The 18,437-nt window shown below is 48.9% G+C and carries 18 protein-coding genes and 2 other RNA genes; 17 read left to right on the forward strand and 3 right to left on the reverse strand.

Annotated features, from left to right (window positions below; all coding sequences use genetic code 11):
• Nucleotides 1-232: 232 nt before the first annotated feature.
• The gene (locus tag P9B68_RS11260; RefSeq protein ID WP_277669077.1) at nucleotides 233-490 is read right to left on the reverse strand and encodes an AbrB/MazE/SpoVT family DNA-binding domain-containing protein; all 258 of its coding nucleotides are present in this window, start codon (nucleotides 488-490) and stop codon (nucleotides 233-235) included.
• 156 nt (nucleotides 491-646) lie between these two features.
• Between P9B68_RS11260 and P9B68_RS11265 the strand changes: the two genes are divergently transcribed.
• The 4 genes from P9B68_RS11265 (at nucleotide 647) to P9B68_RS11280 (ending at nucleotide 4,544) form a co-directional block, all read left to right on the forward strand.
• The gene (locus tag P9B68_RS11265) at nucleotides 647-1,234 is read left to right on the forward strand and encodes a nucleoside recognition domain-containing protein (protein ID WP_243112891.1); all 588 of its coding nucleotides are present in this window, start codon (nucleotides 647-649) and stop codon (nucleotides 1,232-1,234) included.
• A complete protein-coding gene (locus P9B68_RS11270; RefSeq protein ID WP_135656688.1) occupies nucleotides 1,227-1,748 on the forward strand; it encodes a spore maturation protein in 522 nt (173 codons plus the stop codon). Before P9B68_RS11265 ends, P9B68_RS11270 begins: the two co-directional genes overlap by 8 nt.
• Nucleotides 1,749-1,760: 12 nt before the next feature.
• The gene (gene feoB / locus P9B68_RS11275; protein WP_277669078.1) at nucleotides 1,761-3,605 is read left to right on the forward strand and encodes a ferrous iron transport protein B; all 1,845 of its coding nucleotides are present in this window, start codon (nucleotides 1,761-1,763) and stop codon (nucleotides 3,603-3,605) included.
• A 174-nt stretch (nucleotides 3,606-3,779) separates the two neighbouring features.
• Nucleotides 3,780-4,544 (forward strand): type III pantothenate kinase, encoded by a 765-nt coding sequence (locus tag P9B68_RS11280; RefSeq protein ID WP_135656692.1) that lies wholly within the window; start codon nucleotides 3,780-3,782, stop codon nucleotides 4,542-4,544.
• Between the two features lie 53 nt (nucleotides 4,545-4,597).
• Here the strand turns inward: P9B68_RS11280 and P9B68_RS11285 are convergent, their stop codons facing one another.
• A complete protein-coding gene (locus P9B68_RS11285) occupies nucleotides 4,598-5,776 on the reverse strand; it encodes a DegT/DnrJ/EryC1/StrS family aminotransferase (protein WP_277669080.1) in 1,179 nt (392 codons plus the stop codon).
• Nucleotides 5,777-6,092: 316 nt separating this feature from the next.
• On the opposite strand from P9B68_RS11285, the gene P9B68_RS11290 reads away from it, so the two are divergent.
• The 6 genes from P9B68_RS11290 (at nucleotide 6,093) to P9B68_RS11315 (ending at nucleotide 12,723) form a co-directional block, all read left to right on the forward strand.
• Nucleotides 6,093-6,674: an acyltransferase gene (locus P9B68_RS11290; RefSeq protein WP_135656696.1), complete on the forward strand. Its 582-nt coding sequence runs from the start codon at nucleotides 6,093-6,095 to the stop codon at nucleotides 6,672-6,674.
• Nucleotides 6,675-7,802 (forward strand): DegT/DnrJ/EryC1/StrS family aminotransferase, encoded by a 1,128-nt coding sequence (locus tag P9B68_RS11295; RefSeq protein WP_277669081.1) that lies wholly within the window; start codon nucleotides 6,675-6,677, stop codon nucleotides 7,800-7,802. It begins immediately after the preceding gene.
• 18 nt (nucleotides 7,803-7,820) lie between these two features.
• Complete coding sequence (locus P9B68_RS11300; RefSeq protein WP_277669082.1) at nucleotides 7,821-9,140, forward strand: nucleotide sugar dehydrogenase; 1,320 nt, start codon at nucleotides 7,821-7,823, stop codon at nucleotides 9,138-9,140.
• Between the two features lie 115 nt (nucleotides 9,141-9,255).
• Nucleotides 9,256-10,356 carry a Gfo/Idh/MocA family protein gene (locus tag P9B68_RS11305; protein WP_277669083.1) on the forward strand — a complete coding sequence of 367 codons (1,101 nt, stop codon included), beginning with the start codon at nucleotides 9,256-9,258 and terminating at the stop codon, nucleotides 10,354-10,356.
• 15 nt (nucleotides 10,357-10,371) lie between these two features.
• Nucleotides 10,372-11,448, forward strand: coding sequence for a non-hydrolyzing UDP-N-acetylglucosamine 2-epimerase (wecB, locus tag P9B68_RS11310; protein WP_135656704.1), 1,077 nt, complete (start codon nucleotides 10,372-10,374; stop codon nucleotides 11,446-11,448).
• A 36-nt stretch (nucleotides 11,449-11,484) separates the two neighbouring features.
• Nucleotides 11,485-12,723 carry a glycosyltransferase family 4 protein gene (locus P9B68_RS11315; protein WP_135656706.1) on the forward strand — a complete coding sequence of 413 codons (1,239 nt, stop codon included), beginning with the start codon at nucleotides 11,485-11,487 and terminating at the stop codon, nucleotides 12,721-12,723.
• A gap of 81 nt (nucleotides 12,724-12,804) precedes the next feature.
• On the opposite strand, the gene P9B68_RS11320 is transcribed toward P9B68_RS11315, so the two are convergent.
• On the reverse strand, nucleotides 12,805-13,368 hold the full coding sequence (locus tag P9B68_RS11320) for a uracil-DNA glycosylase (RefSeq protein ID WP_277669084.1): 564 nt from the start codon (nucleotides 13,366-13,368) through the stop codon (nucleotides 12,805-12,807).
• A gap of 340 nt (nucleotides 13,369-13,708) precedes the next feature.
• Between P9B68_RS11320 and ffs the strand changes: the two genes are divergently transcribed.
• The 7 genes from ffs (at nucleotide 13,709) to P9B68_RS11355 (ending at nucleotide 18,341) form a co-directional block, all read left to right on the forward strand.
• Nucleotides 13,709-13,807: signal recognition particle sRNA small type (gene ffs, locus P9B68_RS11325), an RNA gene on the forward strand.
• 74 nt (nucleotides 13,808-13,881) lie between these two features.
• The gene (dnaX, locus tag P9B68_RS11330; protein WP_407932305.1) at nucleotides 13,882-15,507 is read left to right on the forward strand and encodes a DNA polymerase III subunit gamma/tau; all 1,626 of its coding nucleotides are present in this window, start codon (nucleotides 13,882-13,884) and stop codon (nucleotides 15,505-15,507) included.
• 26 nt (nucleotides 15,508-15,533) lie between these two features.
• The gene (locus P9B68_RS11335) at nucleotides 15,534-15,884 is read left to right on the forward strand and encodes a YbaB/EbfC family nucleoid-associated protein (protein ID WP_135656712.1); all 351 of its coding nucleotides are present in this window, start codon (nucleotides 15,534-15,536) and stop codon (nucleotides 15,882-15,884) included.
• Nucleotides 15,885-15,889: 5 nt separating this feature from the next.
• Complete coding sequence (gene recR, locus P9B68_RS11340; protein WP_277669086.1) at nucleotides 15,890-16,492, forward strand: recombination mediator RecR; 603 nt, start codon at nucleotides 15,890-15,892, stop codon at nucleotides 16,490-16,492.
• Nucleotides 16,493-16,561: 69 nt separating this feature from the next.
• Complete coding sequence (smpB, locus tag P9B68_RS11345; RefSeq protein ID WP_135656716.1) at nucleotides 16,562-17,029, forward strand: SsrA-binding protein SmpB; 468 nt, start codon at nucleotides 16,562-16,564, stop codon at nucleotides 17,027-17,029.
• A 57-nt stretch (nucleotides 17,030-17,086) separates the two neighbouring features.
• Nucleotides 17,087-17,433, forward strand: a transfer-messenger RNA (tmRNA) gene (gene ssrA, locus P9B68_RS11350).
• 227 nt (nucleotides 17,434-17,660) lie between these two features.
• Nucleotides 17,661-18,341 carry a serine/threonine-protein kinase gene (locus P9B68_RS11355; RefSeq protein WP_277669087.1) on the forward strand — a complete coding sequence of 227 codons (681 nt, stop codon included), beginning with the start codon at nucleotides 17,661-17,663 and terminating at the stop codon, nucleotides 18,339-18,341.
• Nucleotides 18,342-18,437 lie beyond the last annotated feature (96 nt).

Consider the following 18,437-nt stretch of genomic DNA (forward strand, 5'->3'; position numbering starts at 1 on the left):
AATGAAATTGAACGTTATTTTCTTCGCCTAAAACGTTTTCGAAGAATTTTTACGCGTTATGATAAACTTGATATTATGTTCTGTGGTTTCATCTATTTCGCTATGATTATAGATGCAATTTTTTGTGTTAACAGACTCTAGTATAATCATAAATCATTTTTGCGCATATAGCAAGGGGGGGGATAACAAACTTTCCATAAATATGCCGTTATTGTCAGGGAGAGGGTTGCAATTAATTATCCTCCAATTTGCTTGACAGTTTCTCCATACAATCGCGGCAAATATTGCGGCCTTTAAACGATATAACGTCGTTCATACTGTTACAAAAAACACATGCAGGCTCGTATTTTTGAAGAATAATCCTGCCGTCGTCATCGACAAAAATTTGAAGCGGATCTTTTTCTTTTATATTAAGAGTCATTCTGAGTTCTTTCGGCAACACAATTCGACCTAATTCGTCAACTTTACGAACAATACCTGTCGATTTCATCCTTTATCATCACCTTTCTTTTCAGCTTCCTCATCTATGACAAAATTATAGTATATTTTTCCAATTATGTCAATTATTTGCATACCGAAAAAATTAATTTTATGTGCTAACCCGAAATTCTTTCGAATAGATATAAAAGAGACTAAATAGGGAAGGGTGAGTGCGCTGCTGAACTACATATGGGCGGGACTCATTATTATCAGCATTATCTGCGCCGTAGTAACCGGAAGAGTCCCCCAACTTTCCGCCGCAGTTATGAGCGGCGCGTCTGGAGCGGTTGAGCTGATCATCGCGATGACGGGAATGATGTGCGCATGGACCGGTTTGATGAAAATTGCGGATGAGGGCGGGATTACTCGAATTTTGTCCAAGCTTCTGCGTCCGGTTATGCGGCGGCTTTTCCCGGATTGCGAAGAGGAAAGCCCGGCAATAAAAGCGATTTGCATGAATATAACGGCGAACTTTCTCGGGCTTGGAAACGCGGCCACGCCGATGGGCATTGCCGCCATGAAGGAACTGGCGAAACGGAACCCGACCCAAACCGCGGACAATTCCATGGCGATGTTTGTGGTGATTAACGCCGCGTCCATCCAACTGATTCCAACCTTTATGGGGACTCTGCGGGCAAAGTACGGCTCCCCTGCTCCGTTTGATATTTTGCCGGCAGTATGGCTTACTTCTGTCTGCGCGCTGGTTGTGGGGATTACTGTGGCAAAGCTTTTGGAGGGAAGGTCAAGTGGATAAGTTAGGTGCTTACGCTATACCCGCCACGGTCTTCCTGATTGTGCTTTTTGGGCTGATGCGCGGCGTGCCGCTGTTCGACACCTTTGTTGCAGGGGCGAAAGAAGGCTTGTCGTCGACAATTTCCATCCTGCCGTCCCTCATCGGGTTGATGATGGCGGTCGCTATGCTAAACGCCTCCGGCGCGCTGGATATCCTTTCCTCGATGTTTTCCCCGGTCGCGAAATTTTTGGGGCTTCCGCCCCAGGTGATGCCGCTTGTGCTGATCAAACCGATTTCGGGAAGCGGTTCCACCGCTGTTTTGGCACAAATTTTCCAGGATTGCGGGACGGAAAGCTTTGCGGGCCGTGTTGCTTCGGTCATGTCTGGCTCTACGGAAACGACTTTTTACGCAATTGCGGTCTACTTCGGCGCAGTCGGTATTAAGAAAACCCGCCACACCATTCCCGCCGCGGTAACGGCGGATTTTACGGCCTTTGTCGTATCGGCCTTGTCGGTACGCTTATTTTTTCAATAAAAAGGATGCACTATGAATCGTCAGTCATTTCATTATGTTGTCGCGCTCGTCGGAAATCCAAACTGCGGAAAAACGACGCTATTTAATGCCTTAACCGGCTCGACGGCTACGGTTGGAAATTGGCCCGGCGTAACCGTTGAGAGAAAAAGCGGTACGGTGTGCTATCACAATGATACGCTGGAAATTGTGGATCTTCCGGGGATTTATTCGCTGGTTCCCTATTCGCCGGAGGAGGCGATTGCCGGGAATTTTCTGAATAATAAACCGGATTTAATTATCAATATTGTGGACGCCTCCAATCTTGAACGCAATCTTTACCTGACCACGCAGTTAATGGAACTGCATATCCCCATGGTGATGGCATTGAACATGATGGATGTGGTGAAAAGGCGGGGGGATTTCATTGACTGCGCTATTCTTTCCAAGCTATTAAACGTAGAAACCATCCCGGTTGCCGCCTCAAAAGGAGAGGGGCTGTCCGAATTGCTCAGGGCGGCGGCCAGCGCGGTAAAAAAAACGGCGGTTTATCCTACGGTAAAAAAGCCGGTCGGCAGTCGCGACCCAGAAACGGCGCTTGCAGACGCCCGTTATCGGTACATAGGAGAACTTACGCAGAAAGCGGTGAAAAAGCACAGCGCCTCGAAAAAAAGCGTGTCGGAAAAGATTGATGCTGTGGCAACCAACCGCTATTTGGCTATTCCGGTGTTTCTTCTGCTGATTCTGGCGATTTTTTATATTACATTCGGCCCGGTAGGGTCTTTTTTGGTGCGCTGTGTGGATGCTTTTCTTACGGGCTGGCTTTCGCCGCTTACCGATTCCGCTTTAACGGCAATCGGTGCCTCCGTAGGGGTGCGAAGCTTGATTCTGGATGGTATTCTGGCCGGCGTTGGCGCCGTGCTGAAGTTCCTGCCGCAGATTCTCCTCCTGTTCCTGCTTCTGTCCCTTTTGGAGGACAGCGGCTATATGGCGCGCGCCGCTTTTATTATGGACGCGCCCATGCGGAAAATCGGGCTTTCCGGCCGGGCGTTTGTGCCGCTGCTGATGGGCTTTGGCTGTACTGTGCCGGCGGTAATGGGTACGCGCATTCTGGAAAACGAGAAAGACAGGCGCTTAACGATTCTGATTCTGCCGTTCATGTCCTGCAGCGCCAAGATGCCGGTTTACTCCCTGTTTATTTCTTCGTTTTTCGCCGACTGTCGGCCAATTGCCATGCTTTTGATTTATTTTTCAGGCATGGTGATGGGGTTGTTATCTGCGCTGCTGTTTAAAAACAGTATCCTGAAAGGGGAACCCGCGCCGTTTGTAATGGAATTGCCGGACTACCGGTTCCCGACTGCACAAACGGTTTGGCTGCAGGTAGAGCGGCGTATCCGGGATTTTTTGCAAAAAGCGGGAACAACTATATTTGTCGCGACGGTGGTTATCTGGCTGTTGCAGAGGTTCACCGTCGGTTTGAGGATGACCTCGGACAGTTCATGCAGCATCCTTGCGGAAGTGGGCAGGAGGATTGCTCCGCTGTTTGCGCTTTGCGGTTTTGGCGATTGGAAATCCGCCGTATCCCTTCTCGCCGGACTCATTTCCAAGGAATCGGTGATCAGCACGATGAGCGTGCTTTACTCGGGGAAGCTGGAGATCGCCCTTCAATCGAATTTTACGCCGCTGAGCGCGTGCTCTTTTCTGATTTTTGTCCTCTTTTACACACCGTGCGTTACTGCTCTGGCAGCTGTCCGCCGGGAAAGCGGCAGTTTACGATGGATGGCCCTTTCGGCCGCCTATCAGTTTGCCGCTGCCTGGTACCTTTCTGCCATGTTCTACCAGTGTGCGCTCCTTATTCAGCATTTACAGAATTGCATATAAGAACCCCGGTACAACCCGGGGCTTTTTTTACGTAAAATACGCGTACATGACGATAATTATAGCGTAAAATATTTCCAAGCTCAACAATTGTTAAGTTTTTGTCAAGCAAATATTGCATATTGCATTGCAAATTGCTATAATTGCAAAAGAAAAAGTAAAAAGTGGGGAATAATTATGATTTTAGCTCTGGATATCGGCAATACAAACATTACGATTGGCGTTTACGATGAGAAAAAGCTTCTTTTTGTGTCTCGAATGGCAACCGATTGCTCCCGCATGGAGGATCAGTATGCGATCGAGCTTCGCGATATCTTGGATATTTACGGAATATCGCTGAGGGACATTGCCGGGGCTGTAATCAGTTCCGTGGTGCCCCCGCTTACCAATTACATCATCAGGGCCGTCCAGCGACTGACGCATGTGAACCCCATCTGCGTGGGGCCGCATACGAAAACAAATTTGAGAACCGATATCCAAAACCCGGAAAGTACGGGAGCGGATTTGATTGCCGGATGCGTTGCTGCGGCGGAGATGTTTGATGGTCCCTGCATTATTCTCGACATGGGTACTGCCACGACGTTCGTTGTTCTGAGCAGGGAGAAAACCATGCTGGGTGGCGCGATCGTCCCCGGCGTGGGGATCTCAATGGATGCCTTGACGCGGCGTACCGCGCAGCTTCCGAGCATCAGCCTGGAAGCGCCGGAAAATGTGATCGGGAAGAACACAATCGAATGTATGCAGTCGGGGATTATCCTGGGTACCGCCTGCATGATTGACGGCATGATTGAACGGATGGAGGAGGAGCTCGGAGAAAAATGCGAGGTTGTCGCCACAGGCGGCTTGTCCCGGGAAATTATTCCGCATTGCAGACGAAGCATCCGTTTCTGTGACACGCTTCTTCTTGAGGGCCTTCGGATTATTTATGAGATGAACAGATAGTGAAAAACAGCGCCGTGCGTTTACACAGCGCTGTTCCTGTACTTTTTTGTCTGTTATTTGTGATATTTTTCTACAATGTCTTTTACCGCGTCGATCACATACTGTACTTCTTCGTCGCTCATGGTTGGGTAGAGCGGCAGAGAAATCAGACGTTCAAAATGCTTTTCCGCGTTCGGGAAATCACCCTTCTTGAACCCGTAGCGGCTAGTGTAGGCGCTCATATAGGTTACCGGGATAAAGTGTACGCTGGTTCCGACGTTGCGCTCGTTCAGCTCCGTAATGAACCGGTCGCGGTCAATGGTAAGCAATTCGGGAACAATACGGATGACGTACAGATGCCAGCAGTGCGTGGTGTAGTCGGGAACAAACGGCGGGTCAATCGCGTCGATTTTATCGAATTCCCTCTGATAGACTTCCGCGATTTTCAAACGGGCGGCCTGCATTTCGTCCATGCGGGTGAGCTGCTTCAAGCCAAGCGCGGCCTGAATGTCAAACATATTGTATTTGAAGCCCGCCTCACAGATATCGTATTGCCATGTGCCGCCCTTCGCGTAACGGTTCCATGCATTTTTGCTCATACCCTGTCCGGAGAAAATCCTTGCCTTGTCTGCGATTTCCTCGTTGTCGGTAACGAGCATGCCGCCGTCGCCGGTGGTAAGGTTTTTCGTGGCGTAAAAGCTGTAGGAAGCCGCGCCTTGCAGCCCGTTGCCGATCATTCTGCCCTTGTAACGGCTGCACAGCGCGTGTGCAGCGTCCTCGGAAACGAACAAGCCGTGTTTGTCTGCAATTTCATAAATCCGGTCAAGGTCGCAGACCTGTCCGCTGTAATGTACTGGCACAATGGCTTTTGTTTTCGGCGTAATTTTCTTTTCGATTTCATCCGGGTCAATGCAGGCTGTTTTATAGTCTACATCGGCGAAGACCGGCGTTGCCCCCGTATGGATGATTGTGTTTGCGGTGGAGGCAAAGGTCATTGGGGTGGTGATTACTTCATCGCCCGGGCCGATGCCCTTTGCAAGCAGCGCCACATGCAGCGCCGCGGTGCAGGAGTTCATGGCGACGGCGTACTTGGCGCCGACGAATTGTGCAAACTGCTTTTCAAATTCGTTTGTGCGCGGCCCTTTGGCAATCCATCCGGATTTTAAAGTATCAACCATCTCGTTGATTTCAAGGTCGGTAATATTGGGTAGATTGTATGGAATAAATTTTTCTCTTTTTATGAAACTTCCCATGATTTAACCTCTTTTTCGATTTTCGATTCTCAGGTTGTGCTTGTACAATAAAAATCATGCTCTGTGATCGGTATTTTTAAATTTCCCATCCCATTCACCTTGCGGATTTTTCCGTAAGCGACACGATTATTATAATACAAACAAGGCCCTGCTTAATCAGATTAGACAATAAATCAAACTAAATCATAATACGATTGATATTTAAAGTCAACTATATTGGTGCGTAAATATTGACTAAAAGACGTGTTGGTTATATAATGTACAAGTTATAACAGGATAATTTTTTTGATAAGTTTAGGTAAAGAATGGTGTTCAAATGAGTGAAACAAAGGGCTTTTTTGCGCATCCGAGCGCTTGCGTGGATGATGGCGCGGAAATCGGGTCCGGTACGAAAATCTGGCATTTCTGCCATATCAGCAGCGGTTGCAAAATTGGCGAAAACTGTACTGTGGGGCAAAATGTATTTGTTGCACCAGGTACAAAAATCGGAAATAACTGTAAAATACAAAATAATGTATCCATCTACGAAGGCGTTGAATTAGGCGATTTTGTCTTTTGCGGTCCTTCCATGGTGTTTACCAATGTTCAGCGCCCGCGGTGCAAATATCCACAGCGCGGCGCGGCTTTTTATGCACATACGCCTATTGGAGAGGGTGCGAGCATCGGGGCGAATGCAACCATTGTCTGCGGCCACCGCATCGGGAAAAATGCGTTTATTGCAGCCGGCAGCGTGGTAACCAAGGACGTGCCCGATTATGCCATTATGATGGGGGTTCCCGCCCGTCAGAATGGCTGGGCCTGCGAATGCGGGGAAAAGCTTGGCGAGGACTTAGTCTGCCCGAAATGCGGAAGAAAATATCGGAAGACGGAAAACGGTCTTCAGGAGGAAACAAAATAAATGAAAAAGATAGAATTTAATGACCTTGGCGCACAATACCGCCATTTAAAGGATGATATCGATAAGGGGATTGCCGAAGTGCTCAGCGACTGCCACTTCATTTCCGGCCCGCAGACGGTGGAACTTGAACAAGAGCTTTGCAAATATACTGGCCGGAAATACTGCATCAGCACCAGCAACGGAACGGACTCTCTGCTTATGCCGCTGATGGCAAAGGGAATCGGCCCTGGGGACGCAGTTTTCGTACCGTCCTTTACCTTTTTCGCCACCGCAGAGGTAGCGAGCCTTTTAGGCGCGACACCCGTATTCTGCGACGTGGAAGAGGATACCTTCAATATGGACCCGAAATGCCTTGAAAAAGAGGTGGAAAGGGTTGTAAAAGAGGGTAAACTAAAACCGAAGGCAGTCATTGCGGTCGACCTGTTTGGCCAGCCTGCGGCTTTTCCAGAAATTGAACCGATCTGTAAGAAATACGGCCTGACGCTGATTGAGGATGCCGCGCAGGGATTCGGCGGCCGGATTCAAGACAAGAAGGCGTGCAGCTTCGGCAATTTCTCCGCCACAAGCTTTTTCCCGGCAAAAGCGCTGGGCTGCTATGGCGACGGCGGAGCCGTTTTTACGGACGATGAAGAACAGGCGGCTCTGCTGAAGTCCATCCGCGTTCACGGCAAAGGCTCTTTTAAATATGAAAACGTGCGCATTGGCTTAAATGCAAGGCTGGATACCCTTCAGGCGGCGATCCTTCTCCCGAAGCTGCGTGCGTTTGATGCGGAAACAGAGCACCGCAACTGGGCGGCACAGCGCTATTCCAGCCAGTTAAAGGATAAATTTCAGGTTCCGGTTGTACGGGACGGATATTTTTCCAGCTTTGGATATTATACTCTTAAAGCGGAAAGCGAGGAACAGCGCACCAAAATCATGGCGGCGCTGGAGGCGGCGGGAATTCCATCCATCATTTACTATCCGAAGCCGCTGCATCTGCAAAAGGTTTATGTGCCCCTCGGTTATAAAGAAGGGGACATGCCTGTAAGCGAAAAGCTTTGCAAGACAGTATTCAGTCTTCCTATGCATGGTTATATAACAGAGGATGTTATCGATTATATCTGCAAAACCCTGCGAAATATCTGAAGATGAGGAGAAATACAAATGTCCAGTATGAAAGAAGAATTAATGAATAAAATTCAGAACAAAACCGCGGTTGTCGGAATCGTTGGCCTTGGCTACGTTGGGCTTCCGTTGGCGGTCGAGTTCGCAAAGGCCGGCTACAAGACCATCGGCTTCGACGTGCAGTCCAAAAAGGTCGACGCCGTCAATGCCGGGCACAACTATATCGGCGATATTGTCGGCGATACCTTGAAAGAAGTCGTTGAGAGCGGCGCCCTTTCCGCAACCAGCGATTTTGCCTTTATTAAAGATGTTGACGCGGTGGCAATTGCCGTACCAACCCCGCTGGACAAATACCAGCAGCCGGACATAAGCTATGTAAAGGGCTCTACGGAATCTGTTGCGAAATACCTCCATAGGGGCATGGTCGTTGTGCTGGAGTCCACAACCTATCCCGGCACAACCGAGGAACTGTTAAAGCCGATTCTTGAAACAAGCGGGCTGAAATGCGGCGAGGATTTCTACCTTGCGTTCTCGCCGGAGCGTGTTGACCCAGGCAACAAGCAGTATAAGACAAAGAATACGCCGAAGGTGGTCGGCGGCGTTGGCAAGGACGGCACGGAAATAGCGGCCGCTTTATACCGCAATGTGCTTGAAGGTGGCGTTTTCGAGGTTTCTTCCCCGGCGGTTGCCGAAATGGAGAAGCTTCTGGAAAACACATACCGCAATATCAATATCGGATTGGCGAATGAAATGGCCATCATCTGCCACCGCATGGGCATTAACGTTTGGGAGGTAATCGATGCCGCCAAGACAAAGCCGTACGGCTTCCAGGCATTCTATCCGGGACCGGGGCTCGGCGGCCATTGCATTCCGCTCGACCCGTTCTATCTTTCCTGGAAGGCCCGCGAGTTTGATTATCATACCCGCCTGATTGAAACCTCCGGCGAAATCAACACCAGCATGCCGGAATATGTCGTTGACCGTTGCATGAAAGTGCTCAACCGCAAGAAAATAGCGATGAACGGTGCGAAGGTACTGGTTCTCGGCGTTGCATACAAAGCAGATATCGATGATTACCGCGAAAGCCCGGCGTTAAATGTAATTGATCATTTAATTCAGGAAGGCGCTGAAACCAAGTTTTATGATCCGTATATTCCGGAATACAAGCATAAAGGCGTTGTTCACACCGGTGAAAAGGAATTGACGGATGAGCTGCTGAAAGAGGCGGATATCGTCATCATCTGCACGGCGCATGCCTGCTTCGATTACAACCGGATTCAGAAGCTTTCCAAAGCAGTATTCGACACCAGGAACGCGATGAAGGATGTACAGGATCGTTCCAATATTGAGCTTTTATAAACCCATTTACCCCCGTTTCTTGTAAGTGACGGGGGCATTTTGTGTTGTGTCCGCCCGGTTTGCAATGGCGGAAGAACGATATGCATTAAGATTGACAAAGAAAAGGAGACCCGATATGGAAAAACTTCGTTTTGCCCTGATAGGATGCGGAAGAATTTCAAAGAACCACATAGCCGCAGCAGTTGCAAATTCAGATACGATGGAATTGGCGGTCGTCTGCGACCCGGTATTGGAGAATGCGGAGAAGAAGGCAAAGGATTATCAGGAAGCCGCCGGTACAAAGCCGGCAGTCTATGCCGATTATAAAAAAGCATTGGAGGAGCAGAAAATCGATTGCTGTGCCATTGCGACCGAAAGCGGATACCATGCAGAAATCGCGCTTTACTGCATTCGCCACGGCAAGAACGTACTGGTTGAAAAGCCCATGGCTTTAAGCACCGCCGATGCGGAACAGATGATCCGCGAAGCAAAGGAGCATGGCGTTACTCTCGGCGTCTGCCATCAGAACCGCTTTAACGAGCCGGTTCAGGAGCTGCATAAAGCCATTGAAGACGGCCGCTTCGGCAAGCTGGTAAACGGTACCGCGCGCATTCTTTGGAACCGCGGCATGCCGTATTATGAGCAGGCCCCTTGGCGCGGAACCTGGGCGCAGGATGGCGGCACGCTGATGAACCAGTGCATTCATGACATCGATCTGCTCCAATGGTGCCTTGGCGGCGAACCGGAAACAATTATGGCCATGACAGGGAACTACCTGCGCGATATTCAGGCGGAGGATTTCGGAAGCATTCTGATCCGCTTTAAGAACGGCACAATTGGGATTGTAGAAGGCACCGCCTGCGTATATCCGAAAAATCTGGAGGAAACTCTCTCCATTTTCGGCGCAACCGGCACCGTGGTCATCGGCGGCATTGCCGTGAACCGTATCGAGACTTGGAATTTTGAAACACCTGCCGAGCAGGATGAGCATATCTCCGCCCTTTCCGGCAAAGACCCGAAGGATGTTTACGGCAGCGGGCACAATATGCTGTACGCCGATTATATTCGCGCTGTTCATACGCACACCGATCCGCTGGTCAGCGGAACCGAAGCCATCAAGGCCATGAAGATCATTCTTGCGGCTTATAAGTCGCAGAAAACCGGTCAGCCGGTTGCGTTCGACGGACTCAGCTTTTCCACGCTGGACATGGACAATTCCGACGTCCGTTATCATTGATACGGGGGAATTGGAATGAAAATCGTTACCGTTGTCGGCGCAAGGCCGCAGTTTATCAAGGCTTCGGTAGTTTCCGCGGCGCTTCAAAAGAATTGTACGGAGGTATTGGTTCATACCGGTCAGCATTATGACCATAATATGTCCGACGTGTTTTTCGAGGAGCTTGGTATTCCGAAGCCGGCCTATAATCTGGGCGTGGGTTCCGGTTCGCACGGCCGCCAGACCGGCGAAATGCTGATGAGAATCGAGGATGTCCTGCTGAAAGAAAAACCGGATGTCCTGCTGGTTTACGGCGATACCAATTCGACGCTTGCGGGCGCGCTTGCGGCTTCCAAGCTGCACATTCCGGTTGCCCATGTGGAAGCTGGGCTGCGTTCCTACAATATGCGCATGCCCGAGGAGCAGAACCGCGTGTTAACCGACCATATATCCACGTGGCTTTTCTGCCCGACGCAGACCGCGGCGGAGAATCTGAAAAAAGAGGGAATCACAAAGGGCGTAAGCATCAGCGGAGACGTGATGCTGGATTCCGTTCTCCACTTTTTAAAGGTGGCGCAGAATAACCCGGAGAAAACCGCTATTTTCGACCGGCTTCAAATACAGCCGAAAAAATACCGCCTTGCCACGCTGCACCGGGCGGAAACAACTGACGGCGGGCTGGACGCCATCATCCGTATTTTCAACGCGTTTGAAAAACTCCCCCAGCTTGTCGTTCTGCCGATTCATCCAAGGACAAGGCCGCTCGCGGAAGAAGCAATTGCAAAGTGCGGCTTCCGGAACATTAAGCTGATCGATCCGGTAGGCTACCTTGAAATGCTTCTTCTCACCTCAAACGCCTGCCAGGTTATGACCGATTCCGGAGGGCTCCAAAAGGAAGCATGGTTCATGGAAGTGCCGTGTATCACGCTCCGGCAGGAAACCGAATGGGTGGAAACGCTCAACGGGAACTGGAATGTACTGGCAAAGCTTACGACCGAGGACATTTACGAGAAAGCGATGCATACTGTTCCGGAACCGGCCGCCCGCGGTCAGATGCCGTTCGGCGACGGAAAAGCGTCTGAAAAAATTGCGGCTGCATTGCTGAACGGCTAGTTTCGAATCCTTTTTTCTGAATGCAAGGGGTTATGTATGAATATTATTTATATCAATCATTATGCTGGCTCCACTCAGCACGGCATGGAATTCCGACCGTATTTTATGGCGAAGCGATGGGCCGCGGCGGGGCATAACGTTACAATCGTTGCCAGCTCCTATTCTCACCTGCGTACGAAGAATCCGGATATGCAGGGGAACGACACCATGGAGCAAATGCTGGACGGCGTGCGTTATTTTTGGATAGCCGGCCCGGAATACCACGGGAACGGCGTAGGACGCATTAAAAATATGCTTTCGTTTTTGCACGGGCTTTACAAATACGGTGATGAAATTGCGGCGCAGGGGAAGCCGGATGCGGTAATTGCGTCTTCCACCTATCCGCTGGACATTTATCCCGCGCATAAGCTCGCGAAAAAATACGGCGCTATGCTGATTTACGAGGTGCACGACCTTTGGCCGCTCAGCCCGATTGAGCTTGGCGGCATGAGCCCGTACCATCCCTATATTATGGTAATGCAGGCGGCGGAAAATTACTGCTATAAGCACAGCGATTATGTGGTTTCGCTGCTCCCGAACGCCAAAGGGCATATGGTGGAGCATGGCCTGAAGCCGGAAAAATTTATCTGTATTCCAAACGGGATTATTAAAGCGGACTGGGAAAAGCCGATGGCGAACCCGCCGGTGTATTACGATAAGCTGAAAAAGTATCATGACGAGGGCTATTTCCTCATCGGCTATACCGGCGCGCACGGAATTGCCAATGCACTGGACAGCTTTGTCGAAGCGGGGGAAATGCTTCGGGAAGAGAAGATCAAGCTACTCCTGATCGGCCCCGGCCCCGAACGGGAACGGCTGATTCAAAAGGTGAAAGACAGAGATCTGGGCGAAACAGTAGAACTGCTGGAGCCGGTAAAACGCGGCCAGATTCCGGAGCTTTTACACCAGATGGACGCGCTTTATGTTGGCCTGCAAAGACAGCCCCTGTTCCGTTTCGGTGTAAGCCCGAATAAGCTCATGGACTACATGATGGCGGCGAAGCCGGTTATCTTTGCTATTGAAGCGGGCAACGATATGGTTGCGGATGCAAACTGCGGTATTTCCATCCCGCCGGAGGACAGCGAAGCGATTGCCGAAGCCGCGCGCAAGCTCGCGTCCTTATCCAAGGAGGAGCTTAGCGCCATGGGCGAGCGGGGGAAAAGGTATATCCTCGAGAACAACGAATACGACGTTCTTTCGCAGAAATTCCTGGATGTCTTTTCCATGCCGTATTAAATGATAGCTTTTCAACTATGCGTATTTGCTTTCCTATGCGATTGCAGCGAAAAAGGGCGGCCGGACGGCTGCCCTTTTTTCTTATATTCCCAGTTCGGTCATTTTGTCGCGCAGCTTGATGAAGTCATCAAAAGCGGCAGGTTTGTTGCCTGGGTTTCGTAAAAGCGCGGCGGGATGAAGGGTCGCCATCATCCAAACGCTGTTTTTCTCAAAAAACATACCATGCTCCTTGGTGATTTTTATATCCGGCTTTATCAGCCTCATCGCGGCGATTCGTCCAAGACAGACAATGATCTTCGGACGTATCAGCGCCACTTGGTTACGCAGCCACTTAATGCAGACGTCCTGTTCTTCCGGCAGCGGATCCCGATTTTGCGGCGGCCTGCATTTCACAATATTCGCTATGTAAATATTGGTATGCCGGTCAAGATCGATCGCCGCAAGCATTTTATCAAGCAGCTGGCCGCTTCTGCCGACAAACGGCTCCCCTTGTAAGTCTTCATTTTCGCCGGGTCCTTCTCCAACAAAAAGGACTTTTGCCTGCTCGTTTCCAATACCGAATACCAGGTTGGTTCTTTTTTCGCACAGCCCGCATTCGTGGCATTGTAAACACGCGGATTTCAATTCTTCCCAGTTATCGTACAAAATGTATTGCCACCCTTCGTTTTTATAGATTTATTATAACATTTAAATCGGAAATGAAACAGCAGAAAATCTTTGCTGTTAAAAATATGGATTTTCTAATTTTTATTTTAATGAAAGCTTTTTGAATAGCAATAATTGTGAAAGTATCAAGAACTATTGGCTGTGATTCTATTTTTTGTAAATATAGCTTTTACAAATTATAGAAACGGCCCAAGGCCGGGATTTTTCACTTGAACCGTTCGATCGAAAATAAAAAAGGGTTGTCTTTTTTGCAGGGATCGTTTATAATATATTGGCTGGTATAAAAGCAAGGCAGATGCGTGCAATAGGATATGCAGGCGGGCGGGCTCTGTACGGCAGGGTACCGTGAACCATGTCAGGCGGGGAACCGAGCAGCATTAAGCGGATTTCCCTGTGCGATACAGGCGGTCTGGTCGTCTGCATATCCTAGTGCATGATATACCGTTTTCAACGGTCTGTCTTGCTTTCAATTTGTTTAAAGGCGGTGTTCGCTTGTATCAGGTTCTGTACAGAAAATGGAGGCCCAAGGTGTTTGCCGACGTTGTCGGCCAGCCGCAGGTAACCGTTACGCTGAAAAATGAACTGATGGCCGGACGTATCGCGCACGCCTATCTGTTTACCGGTTCAAGGGGAACGGGGAAAACCACCTGCGCCAAAATTTTGGCAAAAGCGGTAAACTGCCTGCACCCTGTGAACGGGGATCCCTGCGGGGAGTGCGAGATATGCCGCGGAGTGGAAAGCGGTTCCGTCATGGATATTGTGGAAATAGACGCCGCCAGCAACAACGGTGTGGACAATATCCGTTCACTCCGTGAAGAAGCGAATTTTACTCCTGCCGCCGCAAAATACAGGGTATATATCATTGACGAGGTGCATATGCTTTCCGCCGGTGCATTTAACGCGTTGCTGAAAACACTGGAGGAACCGCCCGCCCACGTCATCTTTATTCTTGCGACGACGGAGGTGCATAAGCTGCCGGCTACGATCCTTTCGCGCTGCCAGCGCTTTGATTTCCATCGTATTCCGCCAGAGGACAGCGCGGATCGTCTTATTTACGTTACGCAGCAGGAGGGCGCGGAGCTTGACCGGCAGGCCGCTCTTTTGATTGCCCGGCTTGCGGACGGCGCTATGCGCGACGCGCTTTCGCTCTTGGATCAATGCCTTGGCCGGAGCAAGCAGATTACCGTTGAAGTCGTAAATGAAACCGCCGGACTCGTCGGTAGGGAGCACCTTTTTGAATTGACCGATGCGATCAAAACAAAGGATTCCGGCCACGCGCTGGAAATCATTGATCAGCTTCACAATGCCTCCAAGGATATGGGAAGGCTGTGCGAGGAGATGTCTTCCCATCTCCGCAATTTGATGCTCATAAAGACCACAAAGGATGCGCGCGGGATGATCGTTGTGTCCGATGCGGAATACGAAAGCCTGACAAAACAGGCGCTTTCCATGCCGCTTTCGGCTATCCTGCACGGGTTGGACACTATGCAGTCCGCGCTGGAAAAAATGTACCGCGGCGGCGACCGGCGCATTGAGTTCGAAATGGCGATGATACGCCTTTGCGCGCCGGAGCTGGACACCTCGCCGGAGGCGCTGATACGGCGCATAGAGGCTTTGGAAAGCGGTGTGGTAAGATCCGCAAGGATCGGTTTACCACAGAAGCCGAATGAAAAAAAGGCAGCTCCAAACGGTGTGCCTGCGGATTTGCAGGAGAAATCCATACCGGCAGAGAAGGCGGAAGAAAACGAAAAAACTGCTTCCCTGCTTCTGCAGAAGTCTGTGCAGGAGCTTCAGGAAAACGCGCAGCCTTTGGCGGAATGGCCGGAAGTGCTGCAGATATTAAAGAATTACTCCCATGTTACCGCAACCGCTTTTAATGGTTCAACCGCGTACATCAGCGGATCCTATGTGCTGATTGATGCCCCGAATGAAATCGCGTTCCGGCTTCTTCGGGAACAGACCCAGCGTGACCATATGCGCCGCGCGATTCAGCAGGTGACGGGGAAGGTGTATAATTTAGGACCATATAAAGGCCGGAAAGCGGAAAAGACAACGGATCCGCTCGCGGAGCTTGCCGGATTAGCGGAAAGCGAAGGAATTCCGGTCATTAAGAAATAAAGAAGACAAGCAGGAGGAGTTTTGATATGAAAGCAAGATTGCCACAAGGTTACGGTGGGGGCGGAGCTGCCAATTTACAGCAGTTAGCGCGTCAGGCCCAAAAGATTCAGGAAGATATGGATCGGATAACGGCGGAGCTGGAAGTGAAGGAATATTCCGCGACAGCCGGCGGCGACGCTGTGAAAGCAACCGTAACCGGTAAGATGGAAGTAAAATCCATCGATATTAAACCCGAGGTTGTTGACCCGGAAGACGTTGAAATGCTTTCCGATCTGGTGATCGCCTCTGTAAACGAGGCGCTTCGTGCGGCTGCAGCGGACAAGGCGCGGAGTATGGAGAAAATTTCAGGCGGCATTAATATGCCGGGGATGTTCTAAGTCCTATGCCGACGTATAATGTAGCGCCGCTTTCACGCTTAATTGAGCAGTTCGAGCGCTTGCCCGGAATCGGGCACAAAAGCGCACAGCGGTTGGCGTATTATATCCTTGGACTTACCAAAGAGGAAGCGCAGAGTTTCTCCGATGCCATCATGGACGCGCATGAAAAAATTCATTACTGTAAAAAATGCTGTAACCTGACCGATCAGGAGCTTTGCCCCATTTGCCGCAATGAGACGCGGGATCAGTCTATTATTTGTGTGGTGGAAGACCCGCGGGATGTGATTGCGCTGGAACGCACGAATGAGTTTAACGCCACCTATCATGTTTTGCACGGAACGATTTCGCCGCTGAACGGGATTGGCCCCGATCAGCTGTGCATTAAGGAGCTCTTGGCAAGAGTCAATGACGGTAAGGTAAAGGAAGTCATAATGGCCACGAATCCTACGGTAGAGGGCGAGGCAACAGCAATGTACATTTCCCGCCTTTTAAAGCCACTTGGTGTAAAGGTTACGCGGCTTGCTTACGGGATTCCCGTGGGCGGGGATCTGGAATATGCCGATGAAGTCACGCTTTCTCGCGCAATAGAAGGGCGGAGCGAAATCTAGTTTACATAATACTTGACTTTTTTTCGTGCCTGTGTTATGCTCATATTCCGGTAAGAATGGAGGCTTTTTATGCCCAAAGAAAATTTAAAAACATTAGCGCAAAATAAAAAAGCCTTTCATGATTATTTTGTTGAAGAAAGTATGGAGGCTGGTATTGAGCTGCGCGGTACGGAAGTGAAGTCGCTCCGTAAAGGGCAGGTTAATTTGAAAGATGCATGGTGCTCGATTGTAAAGGGTGAGCTTTTAGTAAACGGAATGCATATCAGCCCATATGAGCAGGGAAATATTTTTAATCAGGATCCGATGCGCGTTCGCCGGTTGCTGATGCACAAGCGGGAGATTATGCGTCTGTTTGGTTTGGTAAAGCAGGACGGGTATTCTTTGATTCCGCTGTCGGTTTATTTGAAAGGCTCCATTGTGAAGGTACAGGTGGGGCTTTGTAAGGGCAAAAAACTGTACGATAAGCGTGCCGTTATGGCGGCAAAGGCGGCGAAGCGCGATATTGACCGTGCGCTCAAAGAGAAAAACAGAGGATAAGGCGTATTTTTCGTTGCATTTACGTAGAATAGAATCAAAATCGATTCTGTTTATAATGGGGATGTAAAGGTTTCGACGGGGATTGTGAGCCTTAGTAAGCGAGTAGCGGTGCGGGACCGCTATAAAATCCGCAATTTAAAAAATAAACGACAACAATACAGTTGCGTACGCAGCCTAATTAGGTTGCCGTCTTTACCGGGAATACCGCGGCCCGGATAAAGGCGTCGATTAGCGGTGAACGTGACCGAAGAACGCCTTTACTTTGGTCTTGATTGAAAGGCTACTGAACCGCAGAGCCTGCCTTTGGGCGCTGCGCGGAGGGAATGTAAAATCAAAGGCTACACTCGTAGAAAGCTTTGGTAAGCGATTTTCGGACACGAGTTCGACTCTCGTCATCTCCACCAAATGGACATTACACGAACACCTATTATTTCAAGGGCGGCTTTGCCGTTACGGTGTGGATGTAAGGTCAAACAGAAAACAGCAGTTAAGGTAGAAATACCATGACTGCTGTTTTTAATTTTGGTTTAATCGCGCAGATAATTAAAACAGAAAGAAAAACTATATTGATTGTGTCGAAAATAGTGTTATTATAATAAATATAGAAAATATTGCTTTAGGAGGAAGTTGAATGATTGTTACAGAAGGGACGAAATTATTTGATGAATCGAATAATAGCTATATTATTGATAGCGTAATTGGCCACGGTGGATTCGGTATTGTATATAAGGCTTATCGAGAAAGTGATAAAAAGCCTTTTGCTATTAAAACTATGCTATCTTCGTTTGAATCAGAACAGGATTATTTTTCCTTCAAAAATGAAGTCAAATCCGCCATTGAGATAAATTCGGAATATGTAATAAACTATGAATATGTTCATGATGGGAATGTATTCAATAAGTTACCACCTTATATAATAATGGAGTTTGCGAACCAAGGCACATTAACTAATCTTTTTAATGTTCATGTGAGAAAGGGAGAATTTTTTACTAATTCCGAGTTAAAAGAAGTATTTAATCAGCTTGCGGTAGGGATGCTTGAGATTAATAAAAAATTAGTTCATAGAGATATAAAAATGGACAATATTCTTTTGTCTAATGAAAAAGTTAAGATTAGTGATTTTGGTTTATCTAAATTTGTTAATGAGAGTACCCGCACTATGACTTTTAAAGGATATGGATCAGTTTTATATGTTGCACCCGAAGCATGGAAAAACGAAAAGAATACGATTCAAATGGATATATATTCAATGGGAATAGTTTTTTATCAATTAGAGTCTGTTAACACTATTGCATTAAAGTATAAAATATAGTATAATAATTATATGGAAATAACAAAAGAACAATTTGATCGAATTGCCTCATATCTTCCGCGGCAACGTGGAAATGTGAGTATGAGCAATCTTCAA

The organism is Caproiciproducens galactitolivorans, from assembly GCF_029266045.1.
Lineage (GTDB): Bacteria > Bacillota > Clostridia > Oscillospirales > Acutalibacteraceae > Caproiciproducens > Caproiciproducens galactitolivorans.